The following is a 23,405-nucleotide window of genomic DNA, read 5'->3' as shown; positions in this document are numbered from 1 at the left end:
AAACTAATTGCTAGTAATATTGACAGGTTTAAGAGGTCTTTATGTAATATTTAGTAGTTGCTTTTGATTATGCCTGCACTTAATAAAACAGACGAAGTCGATCTACTTTTACGTGTACTAGAATGCTCCACTCAATCCGATGGCTGGACTCCAATTCTGGCGCTTGTCGACTTAAAACTGGGCTGTACCTCGTTCATTTGCGAAATCGAAAAGAACGGCAATCCGACGCAGAAGTTCGGTGGAGACCGATCGTACGCGCATCTGAACGAAATGCTGCAGACCGCCAAACCGGATGGGGGACAAGATGCGCTTCGGTTTCTCATGACCAACGCGGCGCTCTACTATCCCTACTGCAAGACAACCCTGAACAAGGGCGAATTCAACGGCAACAAGCCCTCATTGGAAAGAGCCCGTTCGCGAGATGGCACTCCGAACAGCCGTCCAGAGGAGCCTGAAGTCCCGGGCCTGATTAGCCCGCTAAAGCGCACCGACCACTCAACAATCCTGTTCGGATGCCTCTTCAACACATATACGACCGAGACGATAGACGTTGAGCTCGCCTCAGAAACATTTCGTACCCTTACGAAAGTGTTGGCACCTGGGCTCGAAGCTTTTTTTCAGCTCGAGCGGGAGCGCGCTGAGAACCAGATACAGCGTATATTGCTTTCCTGCTCGTCCTGCCCCTCAGTCCTGATGACCGGGGACAGGACCGTGTTGGGACAAACCTCAACCGGCCTGAACAGCCTGCTCTCAACAGGAGGTGCAATTCTGCGCGGCGAGAAGGTCGATTTCAAAAACAAGCAACTGGAAGCCTGTCTCCAGGACGCCCTTGATGCTGTCTACGCCCCGAATACGTCCGTGCACACTAAAAACGGCACAGCCAACGCATCCACTCAGGATCAAAGAAACAATTCCGTTTGCATCGAGGACCCGGAGGGGAACCTTAGACGTCTCATTTTCGGACGCGTGCCCTCCCCGGTCAGCCAAAGCGGCATCAATCAGGAGCCCTGGGTGCTGATTCGAATAGCCGAAACATCCAAGCTTCCGGAAGACATTGAAGCGATCCTGCAGGACCGTTTTGACCTGTCGCAGTCAGAAGCCCATCTGGCGCGCCATCTGACGATGACCGGTTCGATGAACGATACGGTTGAAAAGCTCGGCATCACCCGAAACACCGCGAAGACCCACCTCAGGCGAATTTTTGAAAAAACCGGTGTTCACACGCAACTGCAGCTTGCGGGGCTGATCCACAGACTGTCGGGACTGTTCTAGCAGATTTCGTCGGATTGAAAGGGCCGGCTGCCCTGGCAACAGAGGCTGCCGGTAGTGGACCTGCAACAAAAAGGGGCCGCAAAACGCGACCCCAAGTTGATCACTGTGCACGTGGCCCCATCGACCACCCCATTCCAATAGGCCAGATCGACAATGTATGCATCACCCAAAAGGGTGACTGGATTTCAAAAACGCTCACCAACACTAAAAATGCACGTGATCTGCACCACAGCTCTGAAGCTTGACTGTAGTGTTTGTGAAAGTCGTCTGTTGGTATCGCGCAACAATTTGGCGCATTCCTGCAGCGGCATTTGCGCCCTATAACCGGTTGGTGTATGCCTGCCCGCCAGATTTACTTTCGTGGAGCCTTCAGCAGAGTGTCTTCAAAGCCCAATACCCCACTCCTTGATCAGGTCAACTCTCCCGAGGACCTTCGCGCACTCGAAGAAACCGATCTCCAACAGGTCGCCGACGAGTTGCGGTCGGAAACCATTGACGCCGTCTCGATCACCGGCGGTCATCTGGGTGCGGGTCTGGGTGTTGTCGAGCTCACAGTCGCGCTGCACTACGTTTTCAACACGCCGGACGACAAGATCATCTGGGATGTCGGGCACCAGTGTTATCCGCATAAGATCCTGACCGAACGGCGTGATCGCATCCGGACGCTGCGTCAGGGTGAAGGCCTGTCCGGATTTACCAAGCGCGCGGAAAGCCGTTACGACCCGTTCGGCGCGGCGCATTCATCGACATCAATCTCTGCCGGACTTGGCATGGCTGCGGCACGGGATTTAAAGGGCGGCGATAACAACGTTATTGCGGTCATCGGTGATGGCGCCATGTCCGCCGGCATGGCTTACGAGGCCATGAACAACGCCGGTCATCTCGGCTCACGCCTCATCGTCATCCTCAACGACAATGACATGTCGATCGCCCCTCCGGTCGGTGCGATGTCCGCATATCTTGCCAAATTGGTTTCCGGTCCGACGTACCAGACTTTGCGGGATGCGGCGAAGAACATTGCCAAGAACCTGCCCAAACCGGTTTTTGAGAAGGCGGCACGTGCCGAAGAATATGCCCGCGGGTTCTGGACCGGCGGCACCATGTTCGAGGAGCTCGGGTTCTACTATGTCGGTCCCGTTGACGGCCACAACATGGAACACCTTCTACCGGTGCTCAAAAACGTGCGCGACACGCACCATGGCCCGGTGCTGATCCACGCGGTGACGCAAAAAGGAAAAGGCTATGGGCCGGCGGAAGGTGCGAAGGACAAATATCACGGCGTCGCCAAATTCGATGTCATCACCGGCAAACAATCCAAGCCGAAAGCCAACGCTCCAAGCTATACCAACGTTTTTGCAACTTCGCTGATCAAGGAAGCGGAAGCCGACGACAAGGTCGTGGCCATCACCGCGGCGATGCCGGACGGGACCGGGCTCAATCTCTTCGGCGAAGCGTTTCCGGAACGGACCTACGACGTCGGCATTGCCGAGCAGCATGCCGTAACCTTTGCGGCTGGTCTTGCGACGGAGGGCTACAAGCCATTCGCTGCCATCTATTCAACGTTTCTTCAACGCGCCTATGACCAGGTCATTCACGACGTTGCCATCCAGGGCCTGCCGGTTCGCTTTCCGATCGATCGTGCCGGTCTTGTCGGTGCCGACGGACCGACCCATGCAGGCGCATTCGACACGGCGTTTCTCTCCTGCCTTCCCGGTTTTGTAGTCATGGCGGCTGCGGACGAAGTTGAATTGCGTCACATGGTTGCGACTGCAGCGGCCTATGATGAGGGCCCATTGTCCTTCCGGTATCCGCGCGGCGAAGGCGTCGGCCTTGACATGCCGGAACGCGGTAGCGTCCTTGAGATCGGCAAGGGCGTGATCCGGCGCGAAGGCACAAAAGTTGCGCTTCTGAGTTTCGGTGGACGAATGAGCGAATGCCTGAAGGCTGCCGATGAACTCGACGCCGCAGGGCTTTCAACAACAGTTGCAGACGCCCGGTTTGCGAAACCTCTCGACATGGACATGATCCGGCGTCTTGCGCGCGAGCATGAAGTCCTGATCACGATCGAGGAAGGCTCTGCAGGCGGTTTCGGCAGTCACGTTCTGACACGGCTCGCGGAAGAAGGCCTTTTGGAAAACGGTCTCAAGATCCGAACCCTGGCGCTTCCCGATGTTTTCATCGACCAGGACAAACCGGACGCCATGTATGCCAAGGCGGGTTTGAATTGCGACGGTATTTTGAAGGCCGTGTTCACGGCGCTTGGCACAGAAATGCTCACCGCTCCGCAACGGGCATAAACGGTTTTACGGCCGACGAAATCGTCGTTCGGGGACATGTATGCGGCACCCCTCAAATCATGATTGACAGAAGCTGCGATTACTGGAAAGGCTGCTAGGCAGGATCAATCGTGTCGGTTCCAACCGGCGCTTTTGTTTTAGCATCAGTTCCCGTGAGGCAATCATGGCTCAGACACTTCTTTCCGTGTCCGCTCTCTTGCTGTCTGTCGCCCTGCTCATTTTCGGGCACGGGCTCCAGACAACCTTGCTGCCTCTCGCTGCGGACCGGTATTACTTTACCGATTTCGAGATCGGTGCCATTTCCTCGGCTTACTTCGTCGGACTGGTGCTGGGCTGCCTGGCGGCTCCCCTCCTGATCATGCGCGCCGGACATATCCGCGCCTTCGCCGCGCTGGTTTCGCTTATGTCCGGCGCTGCAATCCTGCACCCGGTCATTATAGATCCCTATGCCTGGTTCATCATCCGCGTGGTATCCGGGTTCAGCCTGGCCGGGTTTTACATGATCGTAGAAAGCTGGCTCAACGAAAGCGCGACGAACGAGAACCGCGGAACGATCATGTCCATCTACATCGTGATCGTTTTCGGATCGCTGATCCTCGGTCAGGTATCGATCGCCAGTATGAGCATTGCTTCTTTCGTGCCGTTCGCAGTTGCATCGGTGGCGCTGAGCCTTGCCGTAATGCCAATATCCCTAACGACCGCGACGCAACCGGCTCCGATCACGCTGGTACGGTTCCGGCCAATCAGGCTCTACCGAACTTCGCCAGCGGCCTTTGTCGGGATCCTGTTGATTGGCGTTTGCCAAGGGGCGGTCTTCACGCTTTCGCCGCTTTACGGATCTCAGATCGGTCTCTCGACCAATCAGTCCGCCTATTATGCCGCGGCGATCATCGGGGGTGGCATGATCGCGCAGTGGCCGGTCGGTCGGCTCTCCGACCGGATGGACCGCCGGCTGGTTCTTGTCGGACTTGGAACGGCGACCACCGCTGCGTCATTGTCAATCGTGATCTTCTCACCAACCGTGTTCCTGGTTGCGATCCTGTCCGCGATCCTTGTCGGTATGTTCACGCAACCGCTCTACGCGATCGCGGTTGCCCACGCGTTCGACCATGCTGCACCCGAGGACTTTGTCGAAACGTCTTCAGGCATGCTGCTTTCCTTCGGCATCGGATCGATTATCGGTCCTTTGGTTGCCTCGCTGATCATGGGCCAGATCGGTCCCTCAGGCCTTTATGTCATGATCGCGGCGGTCAGCCTGACGATGGCTGCCTTTGTTCTGACGCGCGTCTTCACACGGCAGGCGCTTCCGGTCGACGAGAAGACCGACTTTGAATACGCCGCGACAGCACAGGTCGGTTCGGTCATTTCCCCCGAACCGCTTGATGTTGAGGCGGAAGAATATGTCATTCCGCCGGAGGAATTTCCGGCCTACGAGGATGACATCTATAATTTCGACACGGTGCCGGACGAGGAAACCGAAAGTACCGAAACGAAGGAAGACAATAAAACGGGTGACGAAAACGCACAGACCGGCCATGCGGGTAAACCTCTGGGAACCGACACCCCGCCGACCACTGACGGCGAACCCAAAGTCAAAACCTGAAACCGTTGCGGGACAGAAACTGCGCTGTTTCGCCCCTCGACAAGCCGTTTGAACCAGCGTAAGAGCGCTCCATGGCCATTCAAGCGTCACGACTGCACCTGCTGAGGCGGGAACGCCATCCCCTCGTCGCAATGGCGATGGTCGCGTTCACGCTGCGCTTGTGTCTCGGCATTCTGGCCACGGCGCTCTCGCCGGAAGTTGCGGCCGCCAATGGCCTCACTAGCTTATGCCACTCCTCGAGCCCGGCATTGGGCTTTGCCGCGCATGACCCTGCGACCTGCCAATGCGGTCCGGTCTGTGCGCACGGATGCGCAACAGGCACCTGTCTTTCAGCTGCTGCACCCTCATTTTCTCCAAATGCCCTTCCGGCGGAAAGTTTGCCTGCGAAGGTCAACCGTGATGCCAAACTATCGCCGTCCCGGAACGTTGCCCCAATTCGCGCGCCACCAGTGTCCCTGATCTGAAACCGAAACCAAATTTCAGACTTTAAAGGACACGGACATGAAACTCTGGACATCCATCGCCGCCGCAGCGGCGCTCACTTTCGTCTCTCTTTCCTCGTTTGCCGCTGACTACAAGGCGGGCGACCTGACGCTCTCCAAAACATGGACACGGGCAACACCGCCAAAGGCAAAAGCAGGCGGAGGCTTTGTCGAAATCATGAATTCGGGCGCAACAGCCGACCGACTTGTGGCCGCAAGTTCCGACGTTGCCGCAAAGGTTGAGATCCATGAAATGGCTGTCACCGATGGAATCATGAAAATGAGAGAGCTTAACGACGGCATTGAGATCCCTGCCGGTGAAACCGTCACGCTTCAACCAGGCGGCCTGCACATCATGTTCATGGGGCTAAATCAATCCTTCGAAGAAGGGACGACGGTCCCGGTCGTCTTGACCTTTGAAAAGGCTGGCGACGTAGCGATAGATCTTGATGTCGCAAAGATGGGCGCAAAGTCGATGGACCATGGTCATGGCGACCACGGCCATAATCACAACTAACCCAATTGTGAGCATGGCCGCGCTGCACGGCGCGGCCCTCCTGCACTAGATCATTATCTGACACGCAATCGCGAGGCGAATGCCATCACGCTGATGGGCGCAAGCAACGCAGTTGGTCAAGAAGGGGACACCCAATGTCCGGATTACAAATCTTTCGGTACGCGGCTTGGGCGGCAGTTGCCGTCCTTGCCGCCGCATCAGGATTTCTCGTTTATCAGCAGACTGCTGGCAACGGGAATTCCGGCGCCCTGATCGAACCGCTGGCAGCGATCGGCGGTCCGTTTGAACTCGTCGACGGCAACGGCGAGACTGTCACCGATGCGGAATTTGCCGGCAAGCCACTCGTCCTGTTTTTCGGGTTCACCTACTGCCCGGATGTCTGCCCGACGACCCTCTCCGAACTCCAGGGCTGGATGGAGGCTCTTGGACCTGACGCCGACAAACTCAATTACGCGTTCGTGTCGGTGGATCCGGAACGGGACACGCCCGATGTCATGCGCGACTATGTGTGGGCGTTCGACAAGCGGATCAGGCCATTGACCGGTTCGCGCGAACAGGTCGATGCAGTGATCAAGGCCTATCGCGTCTATGCAAAGAAGGTCCCACTTGACGACGGCGACTATACGATGGACCATTCCGCCGCTGTCTACCTGATGAATTCAGACAACAAGTTCGTCGGGACAATCGCCTATGCAGAGGCAGAAGAAACCGCGCTGGAGAAACTGCGTCGCCTGATTGCGAACGCGCCTGCCTCCAGCTGAGGCCGGCTCAAGTGGAGCACCATTGATGCGCATGCCACTCTATATAGGACTGACTGCCGGCGCGACCGGGCTCGTTGCGCTGTCAGCCGTCTTGTGGCTCTACGCCGGTGAACGGGTTTACGCCGACCGGCTCCTGTCTGCGATTGCCAGCTGCTTCGGCTGACAGCGCTAACCTCTCAGTTCCGGAATACGCTTGGTACCCACGGCGGCACATGGCCTCAAAACGTCTCGATCAGCATCTTGTCGACAGCGGCCACTTTGCAAGCCGTGCAAGGGCCCGCGACGCGATCCTGCGGGGCACGGTTCGACTTGACGGCGCGCTCTGCCGAAAGCCGGCGCAGAAAGTCTTGGGCGACGCGTCCGTGGAAGTCGACGACCCGGCTTCGAAATATGTGTCGCGCGCTGCCCTGAAACTTGTTGAAGGCCTCGACCGGTTTGGCGTCGATCCAAAAGGCAGGATCTGTCTTGATGTCGGTGCATCTACCGGCGGTTTCACGCAGGTCCTGCTTGAACGGAATGCGGCCAAGGTGCACGCGATCGATGTCGGTCATGATCAGCTTCGGGAGGAGCTTCGCGACCACCTCCGCGTTGTCGCGCAGGATGGGCTGAATGCACGTGACCTGAAAAGCCGTCACCTTGACGGAGACAGTCCGGACCTGATCGTTTCCGATGTCAGCTTCATCTCGCTCAAACTGGCTCTTCCACCTGCCCTCGATCTGGCAGCGCCCGGGGCTGAGTGTGTTTTGCTGGTAAAGCCACAGTTCGAAGCAGGCAGGGAGAAGGTCGGCAAGGGCGGGCTCGTCGACCCCGTCACTGCCGAAGAGACTGCGAACGACCTTCAAACATGGCTTTCCACCTATCCTGACTGGATGGCAGGCGATCTGGTCCCCTCGCCCGTAAAGGGTGGCGACGGCAATGCCGAATGGCTGCTTTATGGGCGAAAATCGATCTGATCAGCCGCTGTCGGGCAAGGAAGCGATCCGCGTCCACTGCCTGAGACGACCGGCAATGGTTGATTGTTTTCAAAACAAGCCGCCAAAGATCAACTCTCGATCGAAGATTTTTCCCTCATTGGTTGAGTTTTCTGCGATCACATTTCCCTTTTGGGAAGATTTCGGACCTATAACCGAAACAACACAAAAGGGAGCGTTACATGGATATTCCGGCACTGGAAAGCGTTGAATGCGCGATACTCCATGAACAATTCAATCCGTTGGACGGTAACGTCATTTTCCAGGTAATCCAAAAGCTTGCGAGGGAGCTGAATTACGCCCCCGAAGTCCAGTTGATCGCCTCGTCGACGCGCAAGGACATTCATGTGCATGCCAACGGCCACCGGATCCTGGTCAGCCAGAACACGGACCCGCTTGGGCCTGAAGGATTTCGAACGGCGCTCTCCACCCCCTATACCGGATTTGTCCTGCCCAACGCCCATGATGTCGTTATGCGGCACAAGGCGAATACTTTCATCACCATTGCCAAGGGATTTCTGGACAGCCGGCATATCAGGGAGGAATTGGGCTCAAGGTCTTCGCATTTTCTCGAAGCCATCAGTGCCGTTTCGTCTTTCAACACGCTGGAGGAAGCGGATCGGGCGAGAACCTTCTGTTACGAATTGGCAAAGCTCATCATTGGCCACAATCCGGCAACGGCGATCCATTGGTGCGTCAGCGACAACCTTGTACCTCAGTCTTATTTTGAAGGCGTTGCAAAGGATGGCGACTATACGCTCTTGAACATCCGCCCCTATCTCAGCTCCAGCGCGGGACGCCTCGGTGAAGGCCTGCCTCTGAAAATGGTGGTGAACGGGTCTCAATGGATCATCGGCAAAATGATCGAATTTGAGGAAGCGCGGGTTCCGTTTCCCTGGATGATGGAAGTTGTCTATGGCTTTATCAAGCTATGCCAGATCCGCGGGTCGATCCTGCCGGACAACAACACTTTCGGCAACGAGGACGAGGACTGGTCGGTTGCCGTTTATCACGAGAAGATCGAAGGCCACTCCGCCTGGGACAAAGTCAGACTTGTGGTCGTGCACGCGCCCGAATTCGGCATTTACGGGGATACGACGGCAAAACGCTATCACAGGTATGAAAGCGCGGAGGACATTCGCCAACGCGCCGAAGAAGAAAAACACGAGGTAACGGCGGCCAATGATCCTCAGCCTTATGACCGGCGACCGGAGTCCGCTGCGGAGCAAGCCGGATCGGGAGACCGCCTGCCTCCCGAAAGCGAGGCAGCAAACGACACCCGGCGCGAAATCAAGATTACGCAACAGAAACAGGATCTGAATGCCTTGCGCGATTTTGCCAGACGGTCCAGTGGATCGGACCGGGCGACCGGCAATGACACTCCACAGAGCTGGCTGTCCCGGGCCAAGGGTCTCTTCAGGGGTGATCGCTAGGCCACAATTCGTAAACGGCGCTCGCGACGGCACGCGCCAGATCTTGCCCCCATGACCCGTTGACGCTATCGCTCGCACATGCGCGAAACAAATCTACAAGTATCCGAACTCGGGCATCGCGGTGACGGAGTTGCACGCACGGACAAAGGCCCAGTCTACGTGCCGGGCGCACTGCCCGGAGAGACGGTGACTGCGAATGTCATCGACGGCAGGGCTAAAAACCCCAGCTTCAAGACACTTTCACCCGACCGGATCACGCCCGTCTGCCGACATTACGAAACCTGCGGCGGCTGTGCGCTTCAGCATCTGGCGCAAGCACCCTATCTCGTCTGGAAACGTGAACTCGTCGCAAAGGCGCTCAAGGACCGCGGTATTGTTGCGGAGGTTTCCGACACGATTTCCGCAACAGCCGGTGGCCGGCGGCGGGCGGTTCTGACGGCAACACGCGCCGGCAGGCACACGTTACTCGGCTATCATGAAAAGGCGAGCCACCGACTGGTCGATGTGACCGAATGTCCGGTTCTCGATCCAGCAATCGTCAATGCACTGCCCGGACTGAAATCGCTCGCGGGAGACGTACTGCCGCGAAAGGGAGAGCTTCGCCTGACCGTGCTGAATACGACGGCCGGTCTCGACGTTGCCATCGACAAGGCAGACAAAGGATACGATCGCAAGATCCCCAGCCTGTCGCAAAAAACAGTCGAGCTCGATCTGGCGCGGCTTTCGGTCAACGGCGAAGTGCTTCTTGAGATCCGCCCCCCTCGCCTCGACATGAACGGCGTTGGGCTAACTGTTGCGCCGGGCGGTTTTACGCAGGCAACCCAGGCCGGTGAGGAAGCCCTTTCCCTGTTGGTGTGCGAAGGTGTTGGAAAGGCAAAAACCGTTGCAGACCTGTTTTCAGGTGTCGGCACTTTTGCCTTTCGTCTTGCCCGCCAGGCAAATGTCCATGCGGTTGAAGGAGATGTCGGAGCAATGGCTGCCTTCGACAAGGCGCTCCGAAATGCGCGCGGGTTGAAAAAAGTAACCTTTGAGCGGCGCGACCTTTTCCGGCGCCCCCTGGTGCAGGAAGAACTGGAGCCGTTTGACGCGGTGGTGTTCGATCCGCCCAGAGCAGGCGCACAGGCGCAGGCAGAGCAGCTGGCCCGATCGAAGGTCAAAACCGTCCTTGCCGTATCGTGCAATCCGGCGACCTTCGCACGGGATGTCAGGCTTCTGCTTGATGGCGGCTATACGCTTCAAAGCGTCACACCGGTGGACCAGTTCCATTATTCGCCCCATATTGAGGTGGTTGCGCTATTGACCCGGGAGTGAGCCATGGCTGCAGTGGACGACAAGACGGATCTGTCACCCAGAGGAAACGGTTTTCCGCCTCTGGCCAGTCTGGCGCGGCGCACAAGATACGCCCTGCATCAGGGTAGCCGGGTCGCGCTCTACACACTGCATTCAGAAGCCATGCGCCGGATGAACAAGCGCATCCAAAAAGACCTGCCCGATACCCCCAAGGTTCAGCCTGACGGGCCGGTCCCCGGTCAGCGCCGCATGCTTGCCGACATTTTCAAACTGTTTGCGGACGATCTGAAAGCAGTCGAAGACGGGCTTTACCCGATGCCGTCGGACGGGACGCTCAGCCCGCGCGAGCTGCTTGAAACCAGCCGCGCATTCTTCAAGGACGTTCCTGAGGTGGCCAGGCGCCGCGCGACCGGTGCTCATCAGGAAGTCAATGAAGAGGTTAGCGGGTTCGCCGAAGCCCTGCCCCGTTATTACCGGCAAAACTTCCATTTCCAGACGGATGGATGGCTGTCGGAAGACAGCGCGCGGCTTTACGACTTTCAGGTCGACGTCCTGTTTTCCGGCGCGACGGCCGCCATGCGGCGTAAGGTCCTGATCCCTTTCGCAGAAATCCTGAAAAAGAAAGACCAGCGAAAGGTGACGTATGTCGACCTTGCGTGCGGTACCGGCGGTTTACTGCGCCCGGCGCTCAAGGCGTTTCCGCGCCTACACGGGATCGGCCTTGATCTGTCGGAGCCCTATCTTTCCGTCGCACGGGAGCGAACGAAAACACGCCGTGCGCGCTACGTGACGGCGATGGCGGAATCCCTGCCCTTCGCCGATGCCTCGCTCGACGTCATCTCTTGCGTCTTTCTGTTCCACGAATTGCCCCCGAAGGTGCGCCGCCAGGTGATCGCAGAAGTATCCCGGGTATTGAAACCGGGCGGGTCGTTCCTTTTCGTCGACAGCCTGCAAACGGGCGACGTGCCGGATTACGACGGCCTTTTGTCGCTCTTCCCCCAGCTTTTCCACGAACCGTACTATACGTCTTATCTCAAGGAAGACCTGACAGGCCTTTGCGCCGGCGAAGGCCTGCAGGAGCGCTGGATGACGCCGGCATTCGTGTCGCGCGCGGTCGCGTTCGTCAAATCGGACTGAACGCCAACTCTTTCAGTGACACTGAAATTTTGAGCAACTTTCTCTTGTGACTGAAAGAAAACGCGCGTATATGCGTTGTCATGAGACTCGATCAATGGCTGTTACAGACGGGTGAAAACCGGAGCGCATTCGCGCGTCGGGCAAACCTGTCGCCTGCCTCCGTAACGGCCCTATGCAACGATCCGAATGTCTGGGTCTCGCGGGACATGGCCCGCAAGATTGCCATCGCAACGGATGGCGCAGTGACCCCGAACGACTTTCTCGGATTGGCTACAACCAAGGAGCATCCCGTGTCCCAGGCCCGTGTCGCAGAAGCTATCCGCGCATTCGAACGTGGAGAAATGGTGGTCGTGACCGACGATGACGACCGCGAAAACGAGGGAGATCTGATCGTCGCAGCGTCTAAGATCACTTCGGAACAGATGGCATTCATGGTCCGTCACACATCGGGCATCATCTGCGCACCGATGACGCCCGCCAACGCGCGCCGGCTTCGACTTGATCCGATGGTCGCCGAGAACGACGCTCCACTCGCCACCGCCTTTACGATCTCTGTCGACTATCGTCAGGGACTGACTACAGGGATTTCAGCCGAAGAACGCTGCGCCACCGTTCATGCGCTTGCAAATCCCAATGTGGCGGCCGACGACTTTGTGCGTCCCGGACACATTTTCCCGCTTGTGGCGAAAGAAGGCGGCGTCATGATGCGTTCCGGTCATACGGAAGCCGCTGTCGATCTCTGCCGGTTGTCCGGCCTGGAAGAAGTCGGTGTCATCAGTGAGCTTGTAAACGACGACGGAACGGTGAAACGCGGACCGCAGGTTGCCGAGTTTGCCGCTGAACATGAGCTGAAGATGGTGTCGGTCTCCGACCTGATCGCCTGGCGCCAGCGCACCGAGCGCATGGTGGAGAGGGTCAATGAGCAACCGGTAGAGACAATTGCCGGGCCGGCCTATGCAATGACCTATTCAACGCCCTATGACCCGATGCATCATCTTGCCATCGTCTACGGCGACATTCTCGACGGCCGCAGCGTTCCGGTGCGCTTGCAACTGGAATCTGTTCTGGATGACGTTTTTGGTGAAAGCCGGCCGCTTGATCACATCATGAACCACTTCGCTGAGAGAGGACGCGGTGTCATTGTGTTCCTGAGAGAAGGCTCCGTCGGCGTTGCACGCCAGTCGCGGCGTGCCCGCTCCGACTTTGAGGCCGCAGATACGGAAGAACATGGCTCCGCACAGGCCCGGCAGGAACAGTGGCGCGAAGTCGGCCTCGGAGCCCAGATCCTGAAGGACCTCGGTGTCAGCTCAATCCGGCTGCTTGCCTCACGCGAGCGGCATTATGTCGGCCTGGAAGGCTTTGACATCAAAATCGACGAGACAGAAATTCTCGACACCTGAACGTTCATGTCGCAGGTGCGAGCAAAAGTGCCCGCACCTGCCAGGGCGTCTTACGACAGATGTTCCTTGAAAAACGCGATCGTGCGATCTTCGGCAAGCTTTGCAGCTTCTGCATCAAATCGCGGTGTGGTGTCGTTGTGGAAGCCGTGGTTGACGCCCGGATACATGTGGGCAACGTAGTCTTTCCCGTTGGCCTTGAGCGCCTCCTCGTAAGCTGGCCAGCCTGCATTGATGCGCTCGTCCAGTTCGGCAAATTGCAGCATGAGCGGTGCCTGGATCTTCGGTACATCGGCAGCATCCGCCTGACGGCCGTAAAACGGAACGCCTGCGGCCAGTTCCGGATAGGCAACGGCTATTGCATTCACCACGCCGCCGCCGTAGCAGAACCCAACCGCACCGACTTTGCCGGTGCTGTCGTCACTGTTCAGCAGATATTCAAAGCCGGCAAAGAAGTCGTTGAGGAGCTTTTCCCGATCAACGGTTCGCTGCAATTCCCGGCCTTCGTCATCAGTGCCCGGATAACCTCCGACAGAGGTCAGCCCGTCGGGCGCCATTGCCATGAACCCTGCTTTGCCGAGACGACGCGCGACGTCTTCAATGTAAGGATTTAAGCCCCGGTTCTCGTGAATGACGAGCACTGCAGGCAGTTTACCGGTGCTGCCAGCTGGCTTGACGAGATAGGCATTCACCTCGCCGTGGCCGTTTGGCGAGGGGTAGGTGATGCGCTGGGTCTCGATAGACGTGTCATCGGGATCCACCTGCTGGGCGAGTGCGTAGTTGGGCGACAGTTGGTCGAGCAGCATCGCCGCAGTCACACCTGCGACGGTGAATTTCGCCGCCCCGTTCAAAAACTCGCGCTTCGTGATCTTGCCGTGTGCGTAATAGTCGTAAAGGTCGAGCAGTTCCTGAGGGAAATCCTTCGCCGTCATCCGGCGAACCGGTGTCATGTCGTTCATCACATTACTCCTTGAACCATGCGAAGCAGAGTGCACCTTTGATAGTAGAAGAAGGATGCGCCAGGTCTATGGGAGAGCCGCGACGAAGTTGTAACGGTTTGTAACAGCACACCCGTCACGGCAGCCCTTGAGGCCCCGGAAGACTTTTACGATTTTCTTTCCGCAAATATCCGCTCGATCCAGCGGCTGACGGCAACCATCCGCGCAAGACCGGCCTGATCAGCGTGCTGCATCAGCCACACTTCCCGCTGCAGGTCCGGTTCGGGCTCCGGCAACCTTCTAATACGCGGGTCCGTTTCCGCAATCACTATCGGAATGACCGAGCGCCCAAGTCCCGCGGCAATCGCTTCAATGACCCCTTCCAAATCACTCGGGCGTATCTTTGAGACGCTACGCGCGCCGGATTTCAGATATTCGGCCATCCAGCGGGCCTGCGGAAGGAAGTTCATGTTCTCGTGGTAGATAATCCAGGGAAGTTCGTCGGAGCTGCCGTCTGACGGGCCGTAAGCCGCATGCTTGAGTACAGCAATTCGTTTTGCCGTCACATTGTGCCCACCATCGCGGGGTCGGCCAAGCCGGATCGCCATATCGGTTTCACGTCTGGTAAGGCTGACATTTCGCACCTCGGACGCCAGGTGCAATTCAATCCCGGGATGCTGCTGACTGAATTGCCTTATCGCGGGCATCAGAATTTTGGAATTCACGACCGGTACGGAAGAGAGCCTGACAATGCCTTCTTCGGCCAGCCTTGCACCGGTCAATTCAGATGTGAGCAAGTCAAGCGCTGTTTCCACGGATTCGGTGTGAGAGATCGTACGAAGTCCGGCTGCTGTCAGTTCGAGCGAACCATTTGCGGATTTTTCGATCAGTTGCGCACCGATTTCGTCCTGCAGAGCCGTTAAGCGCCTCGATACGGTTGTTGCATCAACCTGCAATCGTTCAGCCGCGCCGGATAAAGATCCGGCACGATAAAACGCCAACAGAAATTTCAAGTTCTCCCAATTCACCGCTGCATTATTGCAGCTCCTATCTGCACTTACGAGAATTTACTTGCGTTTATGCAGGCTGTTAGAAAGCACCAGCTACTTATGAAAGAAACACAATGCTTCAGGATCTGACCGTCTGGACCGGACTACCCCCGACATATCTGGCCATTAGCGCAATTATGGCGTTCGTCGCCGGGGCGGTGCGCGGCTTTGCCGGCTTTGGTCTTTCGGCCGTTTTGATGGCCAGCATCGTGGTATTCATTCCGCCCATCGAACTGATACCGGTCTGTTTCCTTTTGGAGCTTGCGGCCAGCGTTGCGATGTTCCGCGGCGGTTTGCGGGATGCAAAACTCAGCACCGCCATAACGCTCGCCCTTTTCAGTGCCATCGGCGTGCCGCTCGGTCTTCTGCTGACAACGAGCATCGACGCGGAGCTGTCAAAGCTGTTTGCCTTGATTCTCGTTCTCAGCCTGACAATCCTGCAGCTATTCAAAGTCAATTTTCACATGGCTTCTGATCGCGTTGCTTTGCCTGCGGCCGGTTTTGCTGCCGGCATCGTCAGCGGGCTTGCATCGATCGGTGGCATGGTGATCGCGCTCTATGTCCTTGCATCACCGAAAAAAGCACGCGAAATGCGCGGTTCGCTCGTACTCTATCTTTTTTTCGGGATGTTCACCTCGTCGGTGACGCTCATCTGGTTCGGCGTGCTCAATGAACAGTCTTTCGCAAGAGCCGCGGTCCTTGCGCCGCTTGTGCTTGCAGGCGTTTTTGCCGGGACAATGCTGTTCAGCAAAAGCCTCGACCAGACCTATCGCCGGGGATGTCTTTATCTTCTGCTTCTGTTTGCAGGAGCAGGTTTCATCAGAACCGTCGCCTTTTAGAATTCTCTCCTGCTGCGCTTTCGACGCCCTTATCCAACCTGTCCCCTGTGGCGCAGGAAATGGTCGGCCAGCACACAAGCCATCATGGCTTCACCAACCGGTACGGCGCGGATCCCGACACACGGATCGTGACGGCCTTTGGTCATGACGTCCACTTCCTCGCCCTGACGGGTGATTGATTTGCGTTCTGTCAGGATCGACGAGGTCGGTTTTACGGCGAAGCGAACCACCACCGGATCACCGTTTGAGATGCCGCCCAGCACGCCGCCGGAATTGTTCGTCAAAAATACCGGTCTGCCCACGTCGTCAATGCGGATTTCGTCGGCGTTTTCTTCGCCAGTAAGACGGGCGGCCTCAAATCCGTTGCCGATTTCGACCCCCTTGACCGCATTGATTGACATCATTGCAGCGGCGAGCTCGGTGTCGAGTTTCCCGTATATCGGTGCGCCCCAGCCTGTTGGAACGCCTTCGGCGACGACTTCAATTACGGCACCGACCGAAGAACCCGCTTTGCGTACACCGTCCAGATAGTCCGCCCAGTTTGCCGCAGCAGCGGCATCCGGCGAAAAGAAGGGGTTGTTGCCGACCTCGGCCCAGTCCCAGTTGCCACGATCGATCGTCTGTGTTCCGACCTGAACCAGTGCACCTCTAATGGTAACGCCCTGCAGGACTTTCCGTGCGACCGCACCAGCGGCAACGCGCATTGCCGTTTCCCGCGCGGAGGACCGGCCACCGCCGCGATAGTCCCGAATGCCGTATTTAGCGTCATACGTAAAATCTGCATGTCCAGGCCTGAACCGATCCTTTATTTCAGAATAGTCCTTGGAGCGCTGGTCGGTGTTTTCCACCATCAGGGATATCGGCGTTCCAGTCGTTTTCTGCACACCGTCTTCATCCGCCATGACACCGGAGAGAATTTTGACTTCATCAGCTTCCCGGCGCTGGGTTGTGAAGCGGGACTGCCCGGGCTTGCGCTTCTCCATAAAGCCCTGAATATCAGCTTCGGTCAAAGGGATCAGCGGCGGACATCCGTCAATGACACAGCCGATCGCAGGGCCATGACTTTCCCCCCAGGTGGTGACGCGAAACAAATGACCGAAACTGTTGTGGGACATACAGGGATCCAAATCGTGAGCAGGAAAGAGATCAGGCGCCGAGCGATAAGGCAAAGCGCTGCGAAGCTCAAGCCTTCCTTCGCTTTTGCCCTTGTTGAATGAAGTTTCCGACCGGTCAGACCAAGCCAAGTCCGGCCGTTTGTGTGCGCTTGGCAAATGCCGGAAGACCGGCTCCACTATTGTTGTGAGCTGAGATCTACCGTCTTTGAGACATGCTTATTTTTGACATCTATAAAAACATCTCGCGATTTCTTGCATGTATTTGCCAATCTTTAATGCTCATCGTTTATTAGAATAGTGCTTGGGCGGTTTAATGTGGGGCACAGAAGTGCACATCCGAGGTTGGCTGACAGGTCTGATTGTTTTTTTGCTGGCACCCTGCCTGCTTTTTGCCTCGCTCTGGTTTCACAGCAAGTTCGAAGATGTAAACTCGATAGACCGCAGTCTCGCCGGCCTTAATCTGATACAGGCGCTCGGTCCGCTGATGCAGGAAAAGGCGCTCACCGGGACCGTAAAGCAGCCGACTGAGCTGCTGGTACGACAGCTGGCTGATTTCGATGTCTCCGCACGAGAGCAAAGCCTTGTCGCAGACCTCAGCGGCTTCATGAACGAACAGGGCATCCCCGACGCCTTGCGCAAAGCCAGGTCGCTCGCATCATCAATTGCGCAGCATTCGCGGCTCAGTTCTTCGTCTTCGTTCGAAACGTCCGAGTTTCCGCATCTCATCAACGATACGCTTTTGAGCGTCGTCATTGAAACATCGGTCATGGTGAACAATGGTGAGATGCTTGCCGGAAAAGACGCGATAAACACCTGGGACAAGATGCTTGTTCCAGTCCAAGCAGGACAGTTCAAAGTCGCTGCTGATACCGCCTCCCGTGCGACTAAAGAAAACTTCATGGATCTACAGGGTCCGAAAGCCGACTCGCTCAGAGACAAGGCTGCTGCCTATCGAAGCGCCAATCTCGCCTACCAGTCGGCAGGTTCCAAACTTCTGTCATCGACCATTAAGGGGACCACTGGTGCGGATATTGCCAACGGTGAGCTGAACAAAGTCCAACCGGACTTTGTACGCGCCATCTTCAACCTTTGGCAGGAGACCGTTGATTATCTGCATGCGGACCTGCAGCACCAGCGGGCCGAGACCATGTTTGCGGTTGCGCTGGCGGGCCTTGTGGGCGGCCTCGTCATCATCGCCGCCTTTGCGATCGCGGTTGCGCTCAGCCGGGCGCTCGCTGACCGAACACAGCAAGAATTTGAGAACCTCGGTTTCCACGATCCGCTGACAGGGCTGCCGAACCGGCGCGCGCTCCTCAAGACCCTTCGCGGCCTGTCCGACCGTGAAACACCGAACCGGATTGGCCTTGTCATCCTGGACTTGCGTCATTTCAAGAAGATCAACGACCTGTTCGGCGATCAGTCCGGCGACTCGATCCTGCGGGACGTTGCCGAGCAGCTCGTCCAATTCGCCGAAGCCGAGGATTTCCTCTGCAGGACGGGCGGCACTGAGTTCATGCTGTTGCGCCCCGATCTCACGGACAGTGCGTCGTTTGAAGACACTCCTGCCAGGATCATCCGGGAACTTGGCCGGGAACGCCAAATTGAAGGCCAGAAGTTGGTCCTTGAATCAAATGCCGGTCTGCTGATCAGCAACGCCGGAGACCCGATAACCGACCAGTTGCTTGTCGATGCCGAGCTTGCTCTGCGCTCTGCAAAACAAAAAGCACCGCGCAAAGTGGAACGCTTCACCTCTGAAATGCGGGTTGCATTTGAGGAAAATGGCGAGATTGCCAAGCAATTGCTTCGCGCCATGAACAACGGCGAGATTGTTCCCTGGTTCCAGCCGCAGGTGGATGTACACACTGGTGAGATCATCGGTGCAGAAGCGCTGGTTCGCTGGCTTGACCATCAGACCGTCCGCTTTCCGGGCTACTTCCTGCCTGCCGCTGAAGAGGCGGGCTATATGGACCGCATCGAGGCAATCGTCCGCCAAAAGACACTTGAGCTCGCATCCGAATTTACTGGCAAGACCCGGCGAACTGTTCATTTCGGGCTCAACATATCGGCCGATCTCCTGAGCAACGCCTCCGCAGTGGGCGCGCTCCACCGTCACGTTCTGGACGCCGGACTGAACCCTTCCATGATCAGCCTGGAAATTCTCGAAGCGGTCATGATTGACGAGGACAAGGCAAAGCCAATCAAGGAGAATATCGCCCACCTCTCCGATCTCGGTTTCTTCATCGAGCTTGACGACTTCGGAACGGGACACTCCAGCATATCCAGCCTGAGGGATCTGAAGATCGACCGCGTTAAAATCGATCGCAGTTTTGTGTCCGGCGTTGACACGAACAAGGACCTGCAAAAATTCACCAGCGCTCTGATCAACCTCGCGAAAAGCCTCGATATCAGCGTGCTGGCGGAAGGCGTTGAAACGCCAGGGGAACGCGATTGGCTTGCACGGAACGGCTGCGACGTCATCCAGGGATTTCTCGTGTCCAAAGCTGTTCCGGAAGTCGAACTTGCGGCAATGATCCTCAAAAAGAACTTCACCGTTCAGTCGAACCCCTTTTTCAACGAGAAATCAGCCACTGCCTGAGACGTACCGGAGGATTGCCCGAATACATCATATTGCCTGAATGAACCTGGATGGCGCACGCTCAGACCATTGAAGACGAAGCCTGCCGATTCTTGAACTCCGCTGCCGCCATGGACAAGCCGCCGTTGGAGCCGTCGACAAAGTGGATGTGCTGACTGTTGCCTATATCCTGAACGAAACAGGTCATGAGTGCCTCATTCGAAACATGGAGCCCGAAAATGACGTCGCCGTCTTCATAAGCTGTCGCAAGACACGTCTGGAGCGCAGAAAGCTGTGTCGGCGTGAGGTCCAAAACCAGCTGAAGGCTGTCGCCGATCTTGCGATGGTCCGTGTTGAGGCTGAGTTCCCGGAAGTATTTTTTCGGATCGAATGGTCCCACGCGCATGCCGGTTGTGTAACTCCAGACAAAAAACACGCACTCCACCCAGGTCTTGACCCATCCGCGCGCGAGGTTCCCGGCCGACGCGAGGTTCACCTCAAGTCTGAGACCCTTCGGCGGGAAGCGGAATTTCAATCGCGTCTTGTCTGCCAGTCTCGTTCGTGCCTCATCGATCAGCGGGTTGAAACCGATTTCCTCGCCAACCCTGTCCATAAGTTCGCTCAAGGGCCTTTGGCCGGCCGGCTTCACGATCAAGGAGACTATGTGCCCGTTACGGGCAGGCAACGGTTCCCATCGGCAGGACAATCCGTCCAGCGGAGGCAAAGCCACGTTGTCGGGCGAAATTGCGTAAGGCGTCACCGCTTCCGGGTCTTTCAGAATATTGTCGGCGATCTCCAGCCCGTCACCAACAATCATCGCCAGATGATTGCCAGGGCTCAAAAGATATTTGCGCACCCTGATATCACCGCCGCGCTGCCTGATATCGGCGACAGGAATGGCCGCGGCGCGAAGCTCAAGCTCCATAACCTGACGGGCCAGGTCAACGACACCCGCAAGGGCGTCGCTCCCCTTCTGCAGGTCGTCCGCCGGCACAAGGAGCATAGCGCCGTCGCCGCCGAAGACGAACGGCACGCGCTCGCGTCCGACGCTGTTCAAGACCGCCGCTATGACAGACGCGCCGGTCATGTTGACGTCCTTGTAGCGACCGTTGGCAACGGCTTCACCAGAACTCACAATGTCCGCCGCGAGGACATACCAGCCGTCAGGCACCGGTCGATAGTTCCCCAGATCCGCAACGTTGCTGAAATCTGAAAAGCTTGGCAGCTCGGAATAAAAATTGTCCGTAGTGACCGAGCTCATCATCAACCCCCTGATTGCCGGGCTCAACTGGCCTTAACATCGCGAAATACGTTCAAGTACGAAGAACCGATCATTTGCAGTTCAAAACAATATTGTGAACATGCTCCGCATCCGCGTTTGAAATTACCGGGGGAAGTGGAGCACGGCGACAACTGCCTGGTTCATGCTTCCTCTTGAAATTGCCTGCGCAAGCTCGAGGCGCGCCAGAATATCCTCGTCCTGATTCCGCACTTCTTCCAAATACTCCATCCAGCGCTGAAGGAATTCTTCTGTAGCGGTGCCCGGAAACTTGACAGCTCCCCCGGTCGGACCAACGAGGCGCTGTGCCAATTCCCTGTTGACGACGAAATACTGCCCACGTCCATACCTATGCGCTGATCCGTCCGCACTGGGCACGGATGCCGCCATATAGCCCGTGCAAATTCGGGGATTGGAGATGTCAGCCAGATATTCGCCGACCGTTGTATCACTCAAGTAGAATTCGATTATATCGAACGGGTACTCGGATCTTATCGATACGGTCGAACTTCCGGTGGGTGTCACCCGCTCGTTCATACCCATCCCCGATACGTTTTGAAAAATCTGTCCGCGGGCGCGCGGTGCGCTGTCATCCGTGAAGCCAGATTCATGAAGGGAATAGTGAACTTGGTTTGATCTCGATGCAGGAGCACCGGGTGCACCGCATAGGCAGATTCCAGGAATAACACTCATAATATAGCTCCGACTTGTTATTGCGAAGCCCCTCAATCTCCCACAAGGGATACTTGAGAATATATGTTATTCACGATTCCAAGATCTGTGATGCATCACACATCTTATCACAATGCTTACTAAACCTCTGTGAAGCTGCTTTCACGCCAAACGAAGACCTTGTCCTGCGGAGCCGACAGTTTCGGCGCGTGCGCGCTTTCCAAGCCTTCCAGCATGCCTCGCAGCACGCGGTAAACGCCACCGTGTGAAACAACGACAGTGGGACGCTTAACAGTCTGAAGCCAGGCGCCGACGCGCTCCATCAGCATTTCATAGCTTTCGCCACCCCCGGGAGGCACGAAGCGCCATTTGTCTGCGCGTCGCTGCAAAATGAGGTCCTGCTCTTCGTCGGCCAGATCTTCAAGGCGGAAGCCCTCCCATCGACCGAATGTCAGTTCCAGCAGTCTTTCTTCAAGCCGAAAGGCACCGGCATCAAGCTCCATGCCCCTGCGCAAAAGCTCCATCGTCGTCCTGGTACGACCCAGCGGCGAGGCGACGTAATCAAGCGCGCGCGGATCCAGGCCTTCTTCTTCCAGGAATTTACAAAGGCGATATCCGTTTGCTGCAGCCTGCTCTCGGCCTGTCTCATTCAGCGGAATGTCGATGTGCCCCTGCATGCGCCCTTCGGCATTCCAATCCGTTTGGCCGTGTCGGACGAAAATCAAGAGTTCGGGATCGTGCATCTTGGGCAGTCGAAAGGATGGCGCAGCGGTTTGCAGGGTTGTCATACATCCTCCCGGGAGATGGAGCGCATTGAGGGCAGAAATGAAAATGGCCGGTCTTGCCGGCCATCCAAAGGTGTCAGTCTTTGACGACGGATATGTCCGGCGCGTCCACTGCTTTCATACCGACGATGTTGTAGCCGCAATCGACATGCTGAATTTCACCGGTCACGCCTCTTCCCAGGTCAGACAGCAGGAACAGGGCGCTGTCGCCGACCTCTTCGATCGTGACCGTCCGCCGGAGCGGCGAATTGTACTCGTTCCATTTCAGAATATAGCGGAAATCACCGATACCGGACGCTGCAAGCGTCTTGATCGGACCCGCCGAGATAGCATTAACCCGGATGTTTTGCGGGCCGAGATCCATAGCAAGGTACTTCACGCTTGTTTCAAGTGCCGCCTTTGCAACACCCATGACATTGTAATGCGGCATAACCTTTTCGGCGCCGTAATAGGTAAGCGTGAGGATCGAACCGCCCTCTGGCATGAGCTTCTCCGCGCGCTGCGTGACGGCTGTCAACGAGTAGCAGGAGATGTCCATGGTGCGCGCGAAGTTATCGGAAGACGTATCGACGAAGCGCCCGGTCAATTCCGCCTTGTCGGAAAAGGCGACGGCATGGACGACAAAGTCGATTTTCCCCCACTTCTCTTCCAGCAGGCTGAACACGGCATCAATTGTCTCGCCTTCCGTCACATCGCAATGGCCTGCAACGATCGCACCCAATTGTTCGGCAAGCGGCTCGACCCGCTTTTTCAGGGCATCACCCTGATAGGTCAGCGCGAGCTCGGCTCCAGCGTCGGCCAGCGCCTTGGCAATACCCCAGGCAATTGACTTGTTATTTGCAACGCCCATGACCAGGCCGCGTTTGCCGTTCATCAGTCCGCGCGTTTCCGCCATCTTCATCTCCGAAAAGAATTCCCTTGCCGCCCGAACGGGCTGGCCTCCTATGGCACAAGGGTTTGGTTCCTTCAAGATCCGGGGCGACAGGATGCACC

The 23,405-nt window shown here is 57.0% G+C and carries 21 protein-coding genes; 14 read left to right on the top strand and 7 right to left on the bottom strand.

Translation table 11 applies throughout. The features are described 5' to 3' along the window. The first annotated feature begins 69 nt into the window (after positions 1 to 69). From ABVF61_RS17720 to ribB, 12 genes are all read left to right on the top strand, one after another. The gene (locus tag ABVF61_RS17720; RefSeq protein WP_353994859.1) at positions 70 to 1,272 is read left to right on the top strand and encodes a helix-turn-helix transcriptional regulator; all 1,203 of its coding nucleotides are present in this window, start codon (positions 70 to 72) and stop codon (positions 1,270 to 1,272) included. 377 nt (positions 1,273 to 1,649) lie between these two features. Beyond that, the gene (gene dxs / locus ABVF61_RS17715) at positions 1,650 to 3,569 is read left to right on the top strand and encodes a 1-deoxy-D-xylulose-5-phosphate synthase (protein ID WP_353994858.1); all 1,920 of its coding nucleotides are present in this window, start codon (positions 1,650 to 1,652) and stop codon (positions 3,567 to 3,569) included. A gap of 163 nt (positions 3,570 to 3,732) precedes the next feature. Beyond that, positions 3,733 to 5,172 carry an MFS transporter gene (locus ABVF61_RS17710; RefSeq protein WP_353994857.1) on the top strand — a complete coding sequence of 480 codons (1,440 nt, stop codon included), beginning with the start codon at positions 3,733 to 3,735 and terminating at the stop codon, positions 5,170 to 5,172. Between the two features lie 71 nt (positions 5,173 to 5,243). Beyond that, the gene (locus tag ABVF61_RS17705; RefSeq protein ID WP_353994856.1) at positions 5,244 to 5,636 is read left to right on the top strand and encodes a hypothetical protein; all 393 of its coding nucleotides are present in this window, start codon (positions 5,244 to 5,246) and stop codon (positions 5,634 to 5,636) included. Positions 5,637 to 5,673: 37 nt separating this feature from the next. Beyond that, the gene (locus tag ABVF61_RS17700) at positions 5,674 to 6,171 is read left to right on the top strand and encodes a copper chaperone PCu(A)C (RefSeq protein ID WP_353994855.1); all 498 of its coding nucleotides are present in this window, start codon (positions 5,674 to 5,676) and stop codon (positions 6,169 to 6,171) included. Between the two features lie 134 nt (positions 6,172 to 6,305). Next, positions 6,306 to 6,932 (top strand): SCO family protein, encoded by a 627-nt coding sequence (locus ABVF61_RS17695; protein ID WP_353994854.1) that lies wholly within the window; start codon positions 6,306 to 6,308, stop codon positions 6,930 to 6,932. A gap of 25 nt (positions 6,933 to 6,957) precedes the next feature. Continuing rightward, positions 6,958 to 7,095: a hypothetical protein gene (locus ABVF61_RS17690; protein ID WP_353994853.1), complete on the top strand. Its 138-nt coding sequence runs from the start codon at positions 6,958 to 6,960 to the stop codon at positions 7,093 to 7,095. A gap of 49 nt (positions 7,096 to 7,144) precedes the next feature. Next, positions 7,145 to 7,885, top strand: coding sequence for a TlyA family RNA methyltransferase (locus ABVF61_RS17685; protein WP_353994852.1), 741 nt, complete (start codon positions 7,145 to 7,147; stop codon positions 7,883 to 7,885). 200 nt (positions 7,886 to 8,085) lie between these two features. Continuing rightward, positions 8,086 to 9,336 (top strand): hypothetical protein, encoded by a 1,251-nt coding sequence (locus ABVF61_RS17680; RefSeq protein ID WP_353994851.1) that lies wholly within the window; start codon positions 8,086 to 8,088, stop codon positions 9,334 to 9,336. 78 nt (positions 9,337 to 9,414) lie between these two features. Further along, positions 9,415 to 10,647, top strand: coding sequence for a class I SAM-dependent RNA methyltransferase (locus ABVF61_RS17675; RefSeq protein ID WP_353994850.1), 1,233 nt, complete (start codon positions 9,415 to 9,417; stop codon positions 10,645 to 10,647). Positions 10,648 to 10,650: 3 nt separating this feature from the next. After that, positions 10,651 to 11,763: a class I SAM-dependent methyltransferase gene (locus tag ABVF61_RS17670; protein WP_353994849.1), complete on the top strand. Its 1,113-nt coding sequence runs from the start codon at positions 10,651 to 10,653 to the stop codon at positions 11,761 to 11,763. Between the two features lie 80 nt (positions 11,764 to 11,843). Next, entirely contained in the window at positions 11,844 to 13,163 is a 1,320-nt protein-coding gene (ribB, locus tag ABVF61_RS17665; protein ID WP_353994848.1) for a 3,4-dihydroxy-2-butanone-4-phosphate synthase, read from the top strand. Between the two features lie 50 nt (positions 13,164 to 13,213). Here the strand turns inward: ribB and yghX are convergent, their stop codons facing one another. Both yghX and ABVF61_RS17655 read right to left on the bottom strand, forming a co-directional pair. After that, entirely contained in the window at positions 13,214 to 14,119 is a 906-nt protein-coding gene (gene yghX / locus ABVF61_RS17660; protein ID WP_353994847.1) for a YghX family hydrolase, read from the bottom strand. A 146-nt stretch (positions 14,120 to 14,265) separates the two neighbouring features. Next, positions 14,266 to 15,111, bottom strand: coding sequence for a LysR family transcriptional regulator (locus tag ABVF61_RS17655; protein WP_353994846.1), 846 nt, complete (start codon positions 15,109 to 15,111; stop codon positions 14,266 to 14,268). A gap of 110 nt (positions 15,112 to 15,221) precedes the next feature. Between ABVF61_RS17655 and ABVF61_RS17650 the strand changes: the two genes are divergently transcribed. Next, complete coding sequence (locus ABVF61_RS17650) at positions 15,222 to 15,986, top strand: TSUP family transporter (RefSeq protein WP_353994845.1); 765 nt, start codon at positions 15,222 to 15,224, stop codon at positions 15,984 to 15,986. Positions 15,987 to 16,015: 29 nt separating this feature from the next. Here ABVF61_RS17650 and aroC read toward each other — a convergent pair whose 3' ends face one another. Continuing rightward, positions 16,016 to 17,101, bottom strand: a complete 1,086-nt coding sequence (gene aroC / locus ABVF61_RS17645) for a chorismate synthase (protein WP_353994844.1) — start codon at positions 17,099 to 17,101, stop codon at positions 16,016 to 16,018. Between the two features lie 313 nt (positions 17,102 to 17,414). Here aroC and ABVF61_RS17640 point away from each other — a divergent pair, with 313 nt between their 5' ends. After that, positions 17,415 to 19,697 (top strand): putative bifunctional diguanylate cyclase/phosphodiesterase, encoded by a 2,283-nt coding sequence (locus tag ABVF61_RS17640; RefSeq protein WP_353994843.1) that lies wholly within the window; start codon positions 17,415 to 17,417, stop codon positions 19,695 to 19,697. A gap of 61 nt (positions 19,698 to 19,758) precedes the next feature. On the opposite strand, the gene ABVF61_RS17635 is transcribed toward ABVF61_RS17640, so the two are convergent. The 4 genes from ABVF61_RS17635 to fabI all read right to left on the bottom strand — a co-directional run bounded on the left by ABVF61_RS17635 (position 19,759) and on the right by fabI (position 23,307). Next, a complete protein-coding gene (locus ABVF61_RS17635) occupies positions 19,759 to 20,937 on the bottom strand; it encodes a DUF3095 domain-containing protein (protein ID WP_353994842.1) in 1,179 nt (392 codons plus the stop codon). A 123-nt stretch (positions 20,938 to 21,060) separates the two neighbouring features. After that, the gene (locus ABVF61_RS17630) at positions 21,061 to 21,492 is read right to left on the bottom strand and encodes a hypothetical protein (protein WP_353994841.1); all 432 of its coding nucleotides are present in this window, start codon (positions 21,490 to 21,492) and stop codon (positions 21,061 to 21,063) included. A gap of 275 nt (positions 21,493 to 21,767) precedes the next feature. Then, positions 21,768 to 22,415, bottom strand: coding sequence for a histidine phosphatase family protein (locus ABVF61_RS17625; RefSeq protein ID WP_353994840.1), 648 nt, complete (start codon positions 22,413 to 22,415; stop codon positions 21,768 to 21,770). 73 nt (positions 22,416 to 22,488) lie between these two features. After that, the gene (gene fabI / locus ABVF61_RS17620) at positions 22,489 to 23,307 is read right to left on the bottom strand and encodes an enoyl-ACP reductase FabI (protein ID WP_353994839.1); all 819 of its coding nucleotides are present in this window, start codon (positions 23,305 to 23,307) and stop codon (positions 22,489 to 22,491) included. Positions 23,308 to 23,405: the final 98 nt, after the last annotated feature.

It is taken from the genome of Roseibium sp. HPY-6 (genome assembly GCF_040530035.1).
Classification (GTDB): domain Bacteria; phylum Pseudomonadota; class Alphaproteobacteria; order Rhizobiales; family Stappiaceae; genus Roseibium.
This window is presented reverse-complemented; position numbering and strand designations above follow the sequence as displayed.

What these genes read in the sequence shown, in the direction of transcription:
- ABVF61_RS17650 (WP_353994845.1), top strand. Translation starts at nt 15,222, where the DNA reads ATGCTTCAGGATCTGACCGTCTGGACCGGACTACCCCCGACATATCTG.
- aroC (WP_353994844.1), bottom strand. Translation starts at nt 17,101, where the DNA reads ATGTCCCACAACAGTTTCGGTCATTTGTTTCGCGTCACCACCTGGGGG.
- ABVF61_RS17630 (WP_353994841.1), bottom strand. Translation starts at nt 21,492, where the DNA reads ATGAACGAGCGGGTGACACCCACCGGAAGTTCGACCGTATCGATAAGA.
- ABVF61_RS17685 (WP_353994852.1), top strand. Translation starts at nt 7,145, where the DNA reads ATGGCCTCAAAACGTCTCGATCAGCATCTTGTCGACAGCGGCCACTTT.
- ABVF61_RS17690 (WP_353994853.1), top strand. Translation starts at nt 6,958, where the DNA reads ATGCGCATGCCACTCTATATAGGACTGACTGCCGGCGCGACCGGGCTC.
- ABVF61_RS17675 (WP_353994850.1), top strand. Translation starts at nt 9,415, where the DNA reads ATGCGCGAAACAAATCTACAAGTATCCGAACTCGGGCATCGCGGTGAC.
- fabI (WP_353994839.1), bottom strand. Translation starts at nt 23,307, where the DNA reads ATGGCGGAAACGCGCGGACTGATGAACGGCAAACGCGGCCTGGTCATG.
- ABVF61_RS17670 (WP_353994849.1), top strand. Translation starts at nt 10,651, where the DNA reads ATGGCTGCAGTGGACGACAAGACGGATCTGTCACCCAGAGGAAACGGT.
- ABVF61_RS17625 (WP_353994840.1), bottom strand. Translation starts at nt 22,415, where the DNA reads ATGACAACCCTGCAAACCGCTGCGCCATCCTTTCGACTGCCCAAGATG.
- ABVF61_RS17635 (WP_353994842.1), bottom strand. Translation starts at nt 20,937, where the DNA reads ATGAGCTCGGTCACTACGGACAATTTTTATTCCGAGCTGCCAAGCTTT.
- ABVF61_RS17640 (WP_353994843.1), top strand. Translation starts at nt 17,415, where the DNA reads ATGTGGGGCACAGAAGTGCACATCCGAGGTTGGCTGACAGGTCTGATT.
- ABVF61_RS17710 (WP_353994857.1), top strand. Translation starts at nt 3,733, where the DNA reads ATGGCTCAGACACTTCTTTCCGTGTCCGCTCTCTTGCTGTCTGTCGCC.
- yghX (WP_353994847.1), bottom strand. Translation starts at nt 14,119, where the DNA reads ATGAACGACATGACACCGGTTCGCCGGATGACGGCGAAGGATTTCCCT.
- ribB (WP_353994848.1), top strand. Translation starts at nt 11,844, where the DNA reads ATGAGACTCGATCAATGGCTGTTACAGACGGGTGAAAACCGGAGCGCA.
- ABVF61_RS17680 (WP_353994851.1), top strand. Translation starts at nt 8,086, where the DNA reads ATGGATATTCCGGCACTGGAAAGCGTTGAATGCGCGATACTCCATGAA.
- ABVF61_RS17720 (WP_353994859.1), top strand. Translation starts at nt 70, where the DNA reads ATGCCTGCACTTAATAAAACAGACGAAGTCGATCTACTTTTACGTGTA.
- ABVF61_RS17705 (WP_353994856.1), top strand. Translation starts at nt 5,244, where the DNA reads ATGGCCATTCAAGCGTCACGACTGCACCTGCTGAGGCGGGAACGCCAT.
- ABVF61_RS17700 (WP_353994855.1), top strand. Translation starts at nt 5,674, where the DNA reads ATGAAACTCTGGACATCCATCGCCGCCGCAGCGGCGCTCACTTTCGTC.
- ABVF61_RS17695 (WP_353994854.1), top strand. Translation starts at nt 6,306, where the DNA reads ATGTCCGGATTACAAATCTTTCGGTACGCGGCTTGGGCGGCAGTTGCC.